Raw genomic sequence first — 12959 nt, forward strand, 5'->3', positions numbered from 1 at the left:
CGTGTCTAGTAGTATTTTGCATTTATTGTAAATGTAATCTTTTATACAGCGAACCAATGTCAACCGGTCAGAGAAGATGCAGTGTGCGCCCGGCGATGAAGCCGCTTTCGCAACAAGGTGGTACTGACTGAGTTGCCGAATTGTTTTTCAATGGTGCTTGCCTGGTTATTCCATATCGGGTCTAAAGGCGAACTGCAGGGGGGAGCCTGACAAAGAGATGGACTGCGTTTGTGGGTGCCAGCTTGATTCACTGCGACCGTAGTGTCTAGCAACGTAGCGTAGGCCTGCCAGGAAAAGGGCAGTACGGGGCGCTTACCTGTCGATGCGGTACAACTAAATTGGCTCAATACACGCGCGGTATTTGTGCGTCGCAACCGCTGGTAAATGCTGGTGTGTCGGGACGCTTGCAATGTTTTGGCGATACCAGCACGAATAGGGTTTGAGTCAACATACGCCATGCAGGCTGCCAGTGCAGTATGATCAAGCAATGCTTGCGACTTATACCGGCCTTCCCAAAAACGGCCGGTGCACTCATCTTCTTTATTAGCCTGCCGGGCAATGTATTCATTCAGTTCGCGCATAAACCAGCTGATATCTGCCAATCGACGCCGGTAGACGGCAACTGCATGGCGTACGCTTTCTTTGTCTGCCGGGCTCAACCGGTCATGCAACGAAGGGTTGCTGTAGTCGCGTTCACAAGCCGTTCCTTTATGGAGCCGGTGCCAACGTGTGAGCACCTCTTCGTTACTTAAATGCTGCGCCTGGCCGGCATCAATTTGCAGGACCAGGTGGGTGTGATTATGCATCACAGCATACGCACAAATATGGATTGAAAACACTTCACCCAACAGCAGCAGCCGTTCTTCTACCCATTGCCGCCTATGCTCGTAAGAGCGTCCTGTCACAACATCCTTACCGCACAAAAATGCCCGGCGCACACAGCGCGAAACACAGTGATAATAAGGAGTGCGAGATACATCAATCAGGCTGCGTCGTGGTAGGGGCATGTGAGAAACTCCAATTTGCGTAAAACACAAACTATGAGCTATGCGGGCCCGAATAGCTGCTGTACCTAAGGCGAGTTTTTGCGCTACCCGTGGGTGCCTAGTAGACAGATAATGTGTGGCTGTCCACTACCAGCAGTGGCAGGTGAAAAACACAAAAAAGCGGCCCGGAGGCCGCCGTGTACTTATGTGTTGCTGATTAGACTTTAAACTGACGAATAGACTGTTGCAGCTCTTCGGCCAAACGTGCCACTTCGTGGCTAGACTCAGAGGTTTGCTGAGCGCCCACCGTGGTTTCTTCTGCAATACCCACAATGGTTTCCAGTTTTTCGCTGATCTCCAGTGAAACCGTATTTTGCTCGCGGGCCGATTGCTCGATTTGAGAGCTGACATCATGCGCCTGGCGCACGGCTTCTGAGATAATATCCAGCGCCCGGGTGGCTGATTCGGTCTGCTCTACGCACACTGCGGTTTGATCTTTACCCTGATTCATCACATCCACCGCGCGCTCCGCGCCAGCTTGCAGCACTTCGATCATGGCATTAATTTCTTGGGTCGACTCCTGCGTGCGGCTGGCCAGCGTACGAACCTCATCGGCTACCACCGCAAAGCCGCGACCTTGCTCGCCGGCTCGGGCGGCTTCGATCGCCGCGTTTAAAGCCAACAGGTTGGTCTGGTCGGCCACTCCGCGAATCACATCCAAAATGCCGCCGATGCTGGCGCTGTCCTGATGTAATTTATTAATTACTTCTGCCGCTTCTTGTACATCACGAGCAAGCACTTCAATGGTGCGTTTATTTTCCAAAGAGATTTGACGCACTTTTTCGGCTTCACTGTCCGCATGACGAATCTGGCTTAAAGTATCTTCAGCATTTTGCATCACCAATTGTGAGGTGGAATGCATCTCGGTTGTGGCGGTAGCAACCTGAGATATCTGGGATTTTTGATCCTGGATGGAGTGGGTGGTTTGTGCGGTGACAGTAGAGGTCTGTTCAGATGCTGCCGCCAGCTGTTCAGCCCGGTTATTGATACCATTGATCAATGATTTCAGACTGGCGATCAGTTGATTACAATTGCGCGCCAGTTGGCCAAATTCATCCTGGGCAGAGTCATCTAAGCGGTGGGTCAAATCACCTGACGATACTACCTGCAGCAGTTCGTTCACGCGGTTAAGCGGGCGGGTGATTGCGCGTACTGTGAAGTAGCCGATAATTATTGCAATCAGCAGTGAAACCAGCACCACGACAATGACCACCAGGTTGCCGCTGCTGACCTTTTCACTTACCTGGGCATCAATTTGGGCCGAGCGCTCGTTGGTCAACGCCAGCAAACGTTCTAACTCGACCATCGCTTCAGAGATATTGTTATCAGACTGGTTAAGCGCTTGTTCAGCGGCATTACGGTAGGCCAGACGGTCGGTATGCAGTTGCACCACGCCGTCCTGAGCGGTAATCGCATTTAACGCATTGCTCACCATCTCGCTGATTTCTTCTAAACTGCCTGAGGAATCCTGCCCATTGGCCGCATCCATCATGGCTGATAGCTTGGTCGATACATCGTCAACCACCAGGCTTACCTCGTTGCCCAAGGTTTCCGCCCGCACCAGTGTCTGGGTTTTGACATATTCATTAGACACGGTCAGCATCGACAGGAGTGCAGACTCCAATTCACTGCCGATTTTAGCAGCTTCGCTTAATGCCGGATTGGTTTCAACCGCTGGTAAATAGGAAAAATCGAGCAAGTAGGTAGAAGCATCGTCAGCATTGTCTTCAGCATCCATTAAGCGCTCGTCAATGGTATTGCGCATGCTCATATACTGACGATGGCTGGCATACATTTTTTCAACATTGCGGATGTAGGTGGCGTAACTGCTTTTTACCTTATCCAATGATGCTTTAAGCGCCGGGTCGTTCTCGACAATGGGCACCAGGCGTTTGTAAGTTTGCTCAAACAACTGGCGGCTGTCATTGAAACTGGCCTGTTTTTCATTAAGACCCTCCAGGCTTTCTTCAATGTATGACTCAAAGGTCAGCCGGCTCATGTTTAAAAAGGTGGCTTTTAATGTGTTGCTTCCCGACAGGGTCGGAATGGCTACATCGTTGACCTCGTCGGTGGCTGCGCCAATTGAGTTGAGGTTGTATAAAGAAGAAATACTGATCAATACCAGTAATAAACTGATGGTAACAAACCCACCGATTATTCGCATGGCCACCGTGATTTTCATCGAGACTCCTGATGCATACAAGGTTTTGTTAGAATTTTTAGGCTAGTGCTGAATTCTTGTAAATTACACCCACTATTTAACCACAATCTTTGCTGTTTGCGTGTAGAAAGAGTAGTTTTCGCCATTCCCTTGAGGTTATCGACATGGGCAGGGCTAACTTTAAAGAAATCCCTTTGGTGATTAAGATTTAATATCCATCATTAAGTATATTTTCTACACTTGAAGTTTTTGTCGAATGCCTACAAAGCACTACAAATACCCACTTGCATACCACTTCTTTATGAACGTCTTATATTCTTTTATTTGCTAGCTCACACATATTGCCAGTCAGTTGCAGATGCGACAGCAAGCCTCGCAGTCTACTTGGCTGGACAGCCACCGGTTATCCCTTTACTGGACACCCACATTGTTTCATCAGGCAGAGCGTTCGACGTCAGGAGAAAGTGGTAAAGATGAGCCGAAAGATGATGTCTACCAAGAGCTAAATAAGTGGGTGCCCAGTGCGGAGCATAATAGCTGGTCAATACGGGGCTAGGTGGGTGTCCAGTGCGGCCGACCTCTTGCGCAATTGCTAAGAGCTAGGAAGGAAAACTGATGCGTTCGCCGGTATGCAGACGCAGGGCGGTCAGCTTGTTGCCCCACACATAGCCGGTGTCCAGGCCGATAAACTGTGGGTGTCCAGTGCGGCCTTCCAGGGCAGCCCAGTGCCCGAATACCACATGTTGGTCCTTGGGCAGTTGGGGGTTGGATAGTAGATACCAGGGCTTGAGCCTATTGCTGGCACTGGCCGGTGTGCCTTTTTCCTTGAGATTCAGTTTGTAATCGTCAGTAACAAAGCGCATCCGGGTACAGGCATTGATGATAAAGCGCATTCTGGCATCGCCGCTAAGATCGTCGTGCCAGTGTAAAGGCCCGTTGCCATACATGTGGCTTAACACATCCTGATACGCTGGCCCCTGTAACTGGGCGCTGACCTCAGCAGAAAGCTGCAGTAGCTGCTCCGCTCCCCAGCCCGGATACAAGCCAGCATGGACCATCACATGCCGGTCGTCGATACGCATGGCCAGCGGAAACTGCCGCAACCAGCGGGCGATGGCCGGAGCAGCCGGGCTGGCCAGCAGGTTGGCCAGGTTGTCTTTTTTGTTGACGGGTTTAATGCCTTCGATCACTGCCAGTAAATGCAGATCATGGTTACCCAGCACAGCGCTAAAGCGCTCGCCCAGCGACATCAGATAATCCACGGTGGCCAAAGAATCTTCGCCGCGAGCGACAATATCGCCCACACACAGCAACTGGTCCTGCGTTGCATCAAATTCACATTTGTCCAACAGCCCGCGTAGCCCGCTATAACAGCCTTGGATATCGCCCACGATGAGGGTTTGCCGGGCCTGCATGTTTGTCATCATCAATTAATGACGTTGGGCACAGCCAAACGAAATACCTCAATTGGCACTCGGAACATATCACCGGTTTCTGCCTGCATCTGGTAATAGCCTTCCATGGTGCCCACCGGGGTGTCGATGACCGCGCCGCTGGTATATTCGAAATGTTGACCGGGTGCGATGGTGGGCTGTTTACCAACCACACCTTCGCCCTGAACTTCAGACTTTTTGCCACTGCCGTCGGTAATCAGCCAGTAACGGCTGATCAACTGGACCGGCACATCGCTGCCATTTTCGATGGTGATTTGATAGGCAAATGCGTATTTATCATCGTGATTTGCCGGATGCTCTGGCAAATGCCGGGTGGCCACTTTCACTTTAATCAATGTTGAATCGTTCACTCCTGCACAACCTCTTGCTGAGTGATGTAATTGGCAATGGTCGCAAAATCCTGCAGTGACAGAGTTTCCGCCCGCGCTGCCGGGTTCAGGCCCAGCGACTGTAGCGCCGCCTCGCCTATACAGTCCTTTAGACTGTTTCGAATGGTTTTGCGGCGCTGGTTAAATGCCTGCGCGCAGACCCGCTCCAGGGTGTTGACCGAGGTCACCTCCACCGGCGGCTGCGCATGAGGCACCAGACGCACTACGGCAGAGTCTACTTTGGGTGCCGGTTTGAATGCATCAGGCGGCACGGTTAGGACCGGTGTCACCGCGCAATAATACTGCGCCATCACCGACAGCCGGCCATAATTTTTTGAGCCAGGGCCAGCCGCCAGACGATTCACCACTTCTTTTTGCAACATAAAATGCATATCCGCAATGCTTTGTGCATAGTCGAATAAGTGGAACATTAGCGGCGTGGAAATATTATAAGGCAGGTTACCAAACACCCGCAGCGGCTGGTCGGCGTTAGGCAGGCTGGCTTTGACTGTGTCAAAATCCAGGGTCAATGCGTCCTGCTCGATAATATTAAGTTTGCTGCCGTGAAATGGATGATGCCGTAAGCGCTTGGCCAGATCGCGGTCCAATTCCACTACGGTCAGAGCCTCTACCCGTTCGCAGACCGGGTCAGTCAGTGCCCCTAAACCGGGGCCGATTTCAACCAGATTTTCGCCATTTTGGGGATGAATGGCATTCACAATTTGCTCAATGACATAGTCATCATGCAAAAAGTTTTGGCCAAACCGCTTACGTGCAGTATGGCCTAAATGGGTTTTACTCATAGATGATTGTTCGCAAGTTCGATGGCTTTTTCGAGCGCTTTTTTGAAGCTGCCGGCATCTGCCTGACCGGTGCCAGCCAAATCGGTGGCAGTGCCGTGGTCAACAGAGGTACGGATAAATGGCAGCCCAAGCGTGATGTTAACAGCAGCCCCGAAGCCTTTAAATTTTAATACCGGTAAGCCTTGATCATGGTACATGGCCAGTACCACATCTGCGTGCTCCAGATATTTTGGTTGGAAAATTGTATCAGCTGGCAGCGGACCGGTCAGCTTAATTCCTTCGGCGCGCAGTCCTTCAAGCGCTGGAATGATGGTATGCAGCTCTTCTTTTCCAATATGGCCATTCTCGCCGGCATGCGGATTGAGCCCGCACACAAAGATATGCGGCTCGGCAATGCCGAACTTTTGCTGCAAGTCGGCGTGGATGATCCGAATCACCCGGTGCAGGCGCTCTTCGGTGATTGCGCGCGACACATATTCTAATGGAATATGGGTGGTGGCCAGAGCTACATTGAGCCCTTCAGTGGCCAGTAGCATCACCACATCCATGGTATTGGACTGATAAGCAAAATACTCGGTGTGACCGGAAAATGAGACACCGGCTTCATTGATGATGCCTTTATGTACCGGGCCGGTCACCACCGCATCAAACTGCTCGTGCATATTAGCATCACAGGCCTGACGCAGGGTTTCGACCACATACTGGCCATTGCCGCTATCCAGTTGTCCAGCGATGACCGGCACATCGGTATCAATCTGGCGGATGAACAGTTCACCGGGCTGCTGCAGCTCGCCCTGAGCTGACTCAAACGGGCGTAAAGTGAGAGGCAGCCCTAACAGCTTGGCCCGTTCGGTTAGCATAGTGCCATCGGCAAAGACCACCAGTTGCGCGTCCCATTGCTGCTGCGCCAACTGAATAATCAAATCCGGGCCAATGCCCGACGGTTCGCCGGGCGTGATGGCTATTTTCAACATGGTCATAGTCTGGGTGGCCGAAACTACAGCACTTCGATGTATGCGGCATCGCGCATTTCACGAAGCCAGGTTTCTGACTCTTCCTTGAATTTACGGCTGTAGATAAGCTGTTGGGCTTTATCTTCTTTACGTTTTTCGGTGGCATCGTCAAACCGGCGATCCAGTAAATGAATCAGATGCCAGCCATGGGTCGACCGGATTGGCTGGCTGTATTCGCCAGGCTCTAAATTGGCCAGCGCTTTTTGAAATGCCGGCACATACATGGTCGGGTCAGCCCAGCCCAGCTCGCCGCCTCTTAACGCAGAGCCCGGATCTTCCGAATGCTCTTTGGCCAATTCAGCAAAATCGGCTTCGCCGTCAATCACTTGCTGGCGGAATTTCTCCAGGCGTTGTTTGGCTTTTTCTTCGCTCAAAATAATCGATGGCTTGATCAGAATATGGCGAGAATTGACCTCTTCTACCGTGACTTTTTCAATGCCGCGGGTATCTTTGATTTTTAAGATATGAAAGCCGGCGCCACTGCGGATTGGCCCAATCAGGTCGCCTTTTTCATGCTCCTGGACTGCTTCAGCAAATAGGGTAGGCATGGAGTTGATGTTCAGCCAGCCCATGTCACCGCCTTCCAGCGCATTAGAGCCAGAAGATGAGGTGATAGCGATGCGGGCAAAATCCGAACCTTCACGCAGCAAAGACAATACTTTACCAGCGCGCTGGCGGGCTTCTTCCACTGCTTCTTCATCCGGTTCTGAAGGCAGGCCGATCAAGATGTGGCCTAGCTGATATTCTGCCTGTTCAGCGCCTTGCTCGTTCATGACTTTCACCAGCGAGTCCACTTCCTGCTCAGTGATGTAGATCCGACGACGGACATTGGCCCGACGCACTTCACCCACAATCAGCTCCTCGCGGACGCTTTCGCGGTAGTCATCATAACTGATCCCCTGATTGCGCAGTTCCTCACGCAGCTGGTCCACCGAGACGCCCTGATTCTGCGCAATATTGGCCACGGTTTGCTCTAACTGTGGATCGCTGACCTGGATCCCCATCCGCTCAGCGCGCTGCATTTGCAGATTTATAAGGATCAGGCGTTCAATAGCCTGGGTGCGCAACACCCGGTCGGCCGGAAGACTCTGGTCCTCGTCCTGCGCATTGCGCTTCACTTCTTCAATTAGCGCCTGGACTTCGCTTTCCAGGATCACGCCCTGATCAACAATTACCGCCACGCGGTCCAGTGAAACTTGCTGCGCCCAGCTTGTACAGGTAAGCAGGGCAGTAATACACATAGCCCGAATAATGAACTTCATAATTACTCTTTATTGTCGTTAAGAAAGCCGGCATTGCATCATGCCAGCCGGTAAAATTAATTCAAATTGTATGGCTGACGATAACCAAACATACCATCTTCCAGCATTCGGCGGCTGGATTTTGCCGAGCCTAAGCCTTTGAAGATAAATTGCAATCCTACACCAGAATCGTACTCATCGGTTGATTGTAAGCCATCCAGTCCAAACCGGTTGCTTAGCTGGCGTTGGGCTACCAATTGCACCGCCCAGCAGCATGACTGATATTCCAGCCCAAAGTAGGTTTCCACACTGCGGTGGCGCTCCAGGTCGCGATACGACCGGCCTACCCAATGCCACTGTTGGTTGATTGGCCAGCTGGCTGATATGCCAATCTGGTCAATGGTTTCGCCACTCAGCTCGCGCACATAGCGGTGGGTCAGCTGGACCAGGCTATCGTTATCGCGGCGATACTCCAGCGACAAACTGCTACGTTCAACCTCGTCGGTCTGGGTGGTGATTTGAATATCAGAATGTACATACCAGCGTGCGTCGATGCGCCAATCCAGCTCTGCCGCCAGGGCTGAGCGGTCGCGATCATCATTGGGCGACACGATGCGATTATCATCAAGATAGAATATCTGACCCAGGCTAACCGCAAAATGTTCCCGGTTGTCTTCATCCATGATGCGAGTGGTGGCGCCTAGCGTGATCTGATTGTTGTCATTGATGCGATCTAAGCCGATAAATTCGCGGCCACGAAACAGCCCTTCCACGTCGGTGAGCAACGTGGCGGTGTCGTACAGGCCGATATTGCTCTGATCTTCATAACTGGTGTACAGGTACTGAAATTTTGGCTCCAGTGTCATCAGGTCGTTGTCATTAAACCAGCTACCCTGACGTTCAAAATACAAGGTCCCGAAGACCCGGCCCTGGCCAAGCAGCCGGTTAACATTTTCCTCCAGCGGCGTGCCTTCGACATTGTCTTGCCGGTAGGTGGTATTCATGACTTTTGCCTCGGCCGACAACTCGCCCCAGTGGCGCTCAAACGGTAGCAACAACGATGGTGCCACATGAAAACGCATCGCAGTAGGGGCATCGCTGTTGATGGTATCAAAATATGCCAGCTCAGAGTCAAGCTTGAAGGTTAACAGCGACCCCACGGGCTGGTCGATTTTGAGCCGGGCTTCAGGCAGTGCGCGGTAGGCGTCGGGCCGCTCGCCGATAATCTCAAAATCGCGAATGTGCAGATCCAGCGTCAGGTGGTCAGAATAAAAATTCATGCCCACGGTGCGAAATAAGTGGGTGTCAGCGCGGTTATAGTAATCGGTGCCCAGATCCACAATGTAGTTATCATCACTGATGCCATTAACATCAACGCCCACCGTCCAGTGCTTACCTAATACGCCATCGTGCTTGATACGATAAAAATAACGATCCTCTTCATCCTGAGTATCTTTATCAGAGGGCAGGTATTCGATATCCAGCACGCTGTAGCCTTGCTCACTTAAATAGCGAAATTCGGTTTTCAGCTGCACCCCGCGATTCGACATCCACCGCGGCGAAAGAGTCATGTCATAGTTAGGGGCCATGTTCCAGTAAAACGGCTGCTCGTAGTCGAGACCAACATTGGAGGAACTGCCAAATTCGGGAAACAACAAGCCGGTCTGGCGCTGATCACTGACCGGAAATGCAAAATAAGGCAAATAAAACACCGGGACATCACCCACATAAAAGCGGGTGTTTTTGGCCTCGCCCCACAGGGAGTCACGGGAAATCTCAATCTCAGAGGCTTGGATTGACCAGTCCTCGGCGCCGGCCGGGCAGGTAGTAAAACGCACATCGGTCAGGGTCAGCCCCTGCGCGGCAGATAAATCAATGGTATTGGCTGTGCCACGCCCATTGGAGCCATTTAAAAAATACTCGGTATTTTGCATGGCCAGGGTCTCGTTGACCGAGTCGACACTCACCGCATCGCTGCGCACCTGCAGCTGGTCATCCTGGTACACCACATCACCACGTGCATCCAGCTGGCGGCCGTTGTTACGGATCTGCGCTTCGTCAGCGCTGATAATGGCCGAATCAGAGGTGATATCCACCTGACCGGTAAAGTTGGCCTCGCGCTGCGACAAAAATTCGGTTTGTTGCGCTTCGACTTTTACCTCGCCTGTCGCCATCAGCTGCTCGGAGGAAAACTGCACGGGGGACGCAGGGCAAAGCAAGTCTGCAGCCTCAGCTGCAGAATCAGAAGAGGCGGTTGATTGCGCGGCAGCCTGCCAGCTTAGTGAAATCAACATCAATGATGCGCAGGATGTTTTCATGCGGTGACGGATGGCCTGTGTCTAAATGTGTTTGTTTTTGCTCCCCGACGCAAAGCCAGGCAGTAAAAACGCGGTTCAGAAATGCGATGCATTTGAGCCTTCTACGGCAAAACGCAAAGTTAACGGCCAATTCTAAGCACTTATTTTGCAATAACCAACCGCTGAGCATAAAAAACTGCGCAAATTGCCGCGTTAACTATCCACTTGCCCCTGCCGCTATTGCCTGATTAGCAACTGGACACCCACCTCATACACTGGCAGCCACAGGCCGAATGAGCGCGAACAAAAACTGGATACCCACCTTGGATACCCGCCATCAACCTACAGGCACGGTGGGGAGTAAATTTGCTCGGTGGCACACCAGCAAGCAGGCTTTTTTGCGTACTGATGCGTGGAACACAGCGTGACTATCCGTGTAGGTGTCCTATGTAGGGGGTGGGTGTCCAGTGAATGAGGTGGGTGTCCAGTGGATGGAGGTGGGTGTCCAGTGGATGGAGGTGGGTGTCCAGTGAATGAGGTGGGTGTCCAGTGGATGGAGGTGGGTGTCCAGTGGATGGAGGTGGGTGTCCAGTGAATGGTGGTGGGTGTCCAGTGAATGGTGGTGGGTGTCCAGTGAATGGTGGTGGGTGTCCAGTGAATGGAGGTGGGTGTCCAGTGAACGGGATGGGTGTCCAGAGAATGAGATGGGAAGATTTTTGTTGCGTGATGCGGCGGGGGCCTTTATAACCGGCGATAAGATCTCAATATCTACCGTCTTACGGTATAGTGGGTGCGGTGTACGCACGATAACAACGGGAGCAGGGGATGCCGTTTTGGGGCAAATTGCTGGGGCTGATTTTTGGGTTTATGTTTCTCAAGATCCCCGGCGCCATTTTAGGGCTGATTGTTGGGCATTTGTTTGACCGCGCCTACAGCCAGGATTTCAACAAGCTGGGCGGCTTTGGGCGGTTTTTTACCGACCAGTCAGGGCTGCGGCAGCAGGCGATCTTCTTTCACAGTCTGTTTGCTGCGTTAGGGCACCTGGCCAAATCTGATGGCAAGGTGACCGAGCACGAAATCACGCTGGCCAGTGCGCTGATGGACGAAATGCAGCTGCACGGCGAGGCCCGCCGCGAAGCACAAGAGGCATTTCGCGAAGGCAAAGCAGCGGATTACCCGGTGGTGGACACACTGAAAAACTTGTACGAGCACTGCCATGGTCGACGCGATATTCTGCAGGTGTTTTTAGAAATTCTCATTCAGGCTGCGTTTGCCGACGGCAACGTGAGCCAGGCTGAGTACCGGGTGCTGGAAAAAGTGGCGCGGGCGTTGGGCTTTCGGCGCACCGATCTGGACTATTTGTTGTCGGCCTACGATGCCGAACGCCGCTTTCGGGGCCGTGCCGGCGCTGCCGGTGGCCAGCAGCGCAGCGGCTATTCTGACAGCCAATCCCTGGAAGATGCCTATAAAATTTTAGGGGTGAGCGCCCAGGATGATGAAAAAACCATCAAGCGCGCCTATCGCAAGCGCATGGGCGAGCATCATCCGGATAAGCTGGCCGCCAAAGGGCTGCCTAAGCAGGCTTTGGAAATGGCCAAAAATAAAACCCAGGACATCCAGGCGGCTTATGAGCTGATCAAAGAGCGACGCAAATTTTGACCACGCAGCGCCTAAGCGAGGCCAGCCAGCAGCATATTGATGCATTTATCCAGATGCTATGGCTGGAAAAAGGGCTGAGCGAGCATACCCAGCAAAGTTATCGCACCGACCTGACCAAGCTGGCCGGGTTTGCCCAGTCTCAGCAGCTTGCCGATATCAGTGTTCTGGGCACTGAACATATTCAGGATTATCTGTGGCACCGCCACGAAGCCGGATTGTCGACCCGCAGTACCCAGCGGTGCATGAGCGCCATGCGCGCCTTTTACAATTTTTTGATTGCCAGCCATCAACGCCCGGACAACCCGGTGTCCGGCCTGAGTAATCCTAAAGCCGCACAGCATCTGCCTGCTTCATTGAGTGAAGACCAGGTAGACGCCCTGTTACAGGCCCCGGATCCTGACGATCCTATCGAACATCGCGACCGCTGTATGCTTGAAGTGCTGTATGCTACCGGCTTGCGAGTGACCGAACTGATTAGCCTGCAGATGAATCAGGTTAGCCTGGTGCAAGGCGTGGTTCGGGTCACCGGCAAGGGCAACAAAGAGCGTCTGGTGCCGCTGGGCGAAGACGCCATGGACTGGCTTGACAGCTACCTGCGCCGCGCCCGCCCGGCCTTGAGCCAGGCGACCAGCGATGTGGTGTTTTTAAGTAAGCGCGGCCGCCAGATGACCCGCCAGACTTTTTGGCACCGTATCAAGCACTATGCAGTGCGCGCCGGTATTGAGCAGCATTTGTCGCCGCACACATTGCGCCATGCTTTTGCCACCCATTTACTTAATAACGGCGCGGATTTGCGCGTGGTGCAGATGCTGCTGGGGCATAGCGATTTGTCTACCACGCAAATTTACACCCATGTGGCCACCGAGCGCTTGCAAACCCTCATCCATACCCATCATCCGCGTGGCTAGTGCCTGCCT

At 52.7% G+C, this 12959-nt stretch carries 11 protein-coding genes; 2 read left to right on the plus strand and 9 right to left on the minus strand.

The window, feature by feature from the left end; translation table 11 throughout:
* Window positions 1-59 precede the first annotated feature (59 nt).
* The 9 genes from ACTUJZ_RS06290 to ACTUJZ_RS06330 form a co-directional block, all read right to left on the minus strand.
* A complete protein-coding gene (locus ACTUJZ_RS06290) occupies window positions 60-1007 on the minus strand; it encodes a transposase (RefSeq protein WP_463635440.1) in 948 nt (315 codons plus the stop codon).
* Between the two features lie 196 nt (window positions 1008-1203).
* Window positions 1204-3228: a HAMP domain-containing methyl-accepting chemotaxis protein gene (locus ACTUJZ_RS06295; RefSeq protein WP_463635441.1), complete on the minus strand. Its 2025-nt coding sequence runs from the start codon at window positions 3226-3228 to the stop codon at window positions 1204-1206.
* Between the two features lie 578 nt (window positions 3229-3806).
* Window positions 3807-4634, minus strand: coding sequence for a symmetrical bis(5'-nucleosyl)-tetraphosphatase (locus ACTUJZ_RS06300; protein WP_463635442.1), 828 nt, complete (start codon window positions 4632-4634; stop codon window positions 3807-3809).
* The gene (apaG, locus tag ACTUJZ_RS06305; RefSeq protein ID WP_463635443.1) at window positions 4634-5011 is read right to left on the minus strand and encodes a Co2+/Mg2+ efflux protein ApaG; all 378 of its coding nucleotides are present in this window, start codon (window positions 5009-5011) and stop codon (window positions 4634-4636) included. The genes ACTUJZ_RS06300 and apaG overlap by 1 nt, the downstream gene beginning before the upstream one ends.
* Window positions 5008-5832 (minus strand): 16S rRNA (adenine(1518)-N(6)/adenine(1519)-N(6))-dimethyltransferase RsmA, encoded by an 825-nt coding sequence (gene rsmA, locus ACTUJZ_RS06310; RefSeq protein ID WP_463635444.1) that lies wholly within the window; start codon window positions 5830-5832, stop codon window positions 5008-5010. Before rsmA ends, apaG begins: the two co-directional genes overlap by 4 nt.
* Window positions 5829-6812: a 4-hydroxythreonine-4-phosphate dehydrogenase PdxA gene (gene pdxA, locus ACTUJZ_RS06315; protein WP_463635445.1), complete on the minus strand. Its 984-nt coding sequence runs from the start codon at window positions 6810-6812 to the stop codon at window positions 5829-5831. The genes rsmA and pdxA overlap by 4 nt, the downstream gene beginning before the upstream one ends.
* A 17-nt stretch (window positions 6813-6829) precedes the next feature.
* Entirely contained in the window at window positions 6830-8107 is a 1278-nt protein-coding gene (gene surA / locus ACTUJZ_RS06320; RefSeq protein ID WP_463635446.1) for a peptidylprolyl isomerase SurA, read from the minus strand.
* Between the two features lie 56 nt (window positions 8108-8163).
* Window positions 8164-10404: an LPS-assembly protein LptD gene (locus tag ACTUJZ_RS06325; protein ID WP_463635447.1), complete on the minus strand. Its 2241-nt coding sequence runs from the start codon at window positions 10402-10404 to the stop codon at window positions 8164-8166.
* A 424-nt stretch (window positions 10405-10828) separates the two neighbouring features.
* Window positions 10829-11188, minus strand: a complete 360-nt coding sequence (locus ACTUJZ_RS06330; RefSeq protein ID WP_463635448.1) for a hypothetical protein — start codon at window positions 11186-11188, stop codon at window positions 10829-10831.
* Window positions 11189-11208: 20 nt separating this feature from the next.
* Here ACTUJZ_RS06330 and djlA point away from each other — a divergent pair, with 20 nt between their 5' ends.
* The gene (gene djlA, locus ACTUJZ_RS06335) at window positions 11209-12042 is read left to right on the plus strand and encodes a co-chaperone DjlA (RefSeq protein WP_463635449.1); all 834 of its coding nucleotides are present in this window, start codon (window positions 11209-11211) and stop codon (window positions 12040-12042) included.
* The gene (gene xerD / locus ACTUJZ_RS06340; protein ID WP_463635450.1) at window positions 12039-12950 is read left to right on the plus strand and encodes a site-specific tyrosine recombinase XerD; all 912 of its coding nucleotides are present in this window, start codon (window positions 12039-12041) and stop codon (window positions 12948-12950) included. Before djlA ends, xerD begins: the two co-directional genes overlap by 4 nt.
* Window positions 12951-12959: the final 9 nt, after the last annotated feature.

The sequence above is a fragment of the Alteromonas sp. WD8-37 genome, assembly GCF_055326825.1.

Excerpts from the sequence above, each read along its gene's own strand:
- ACTUJZ_RS06325 (WP_463635447.1), bottom strand. The coding sequence starts at position 10,404 with ATGAAAACATCCTGCGCATCATTGATGTTGATTTCACTAAGCTGGCAG.
- surA (WP_463635446.1), bottom strand. The coding sequence starts at position 8,107 with ATGAAGTTCATTATTCGGGCTATGTGTATTACTGCCCTGCTTACCTGT.
- rsmA (WP_463635444.1), bottom strand. The coding sequence starts at position 5,832 with ATGAGTAAAACCCATTTAGGCCATACTGCACGTAAGCGGTTTGGCCAA.
- ACTUJZ_RS06295 (WP_463635441.1), bottom strand. The coding sequence starts at position 3,228 with ATGAAAATCACGGTGGCCATGCGAATAATCGGTGGGTTTGTTACCATC.
- ACTUJZ_RS06290 (WP_463635440.1), bottom strand. The coding sequence starts at position 1,007 with ATGCCCCTACCACGACGCAGCCTGATTGATGTATCTCGCACTCCTTAT.
- pdxA (WP_463635445.1), bottom strand. The coding sequence starts at position 6,812 with ATGACCATGTTGAAAATAGCCATCACGCCCGGCGAACCGTCGGGCATT.
- ACTUJZ_RS06300 (WP_463635442.1), bottom strand. The coding sequence starts at position 4,634 with ATGATGACAAACATGCAGGCCCGGCAAACCCTCATCGTGGGCGATATC.
- djlA (WP_463635449.1), top strand. The coding sequence starts at position 11,209 with ATGCCGTTTTGGGGCAAATTGCTGGGGCTGATTTTTGGGTTTATGTTT.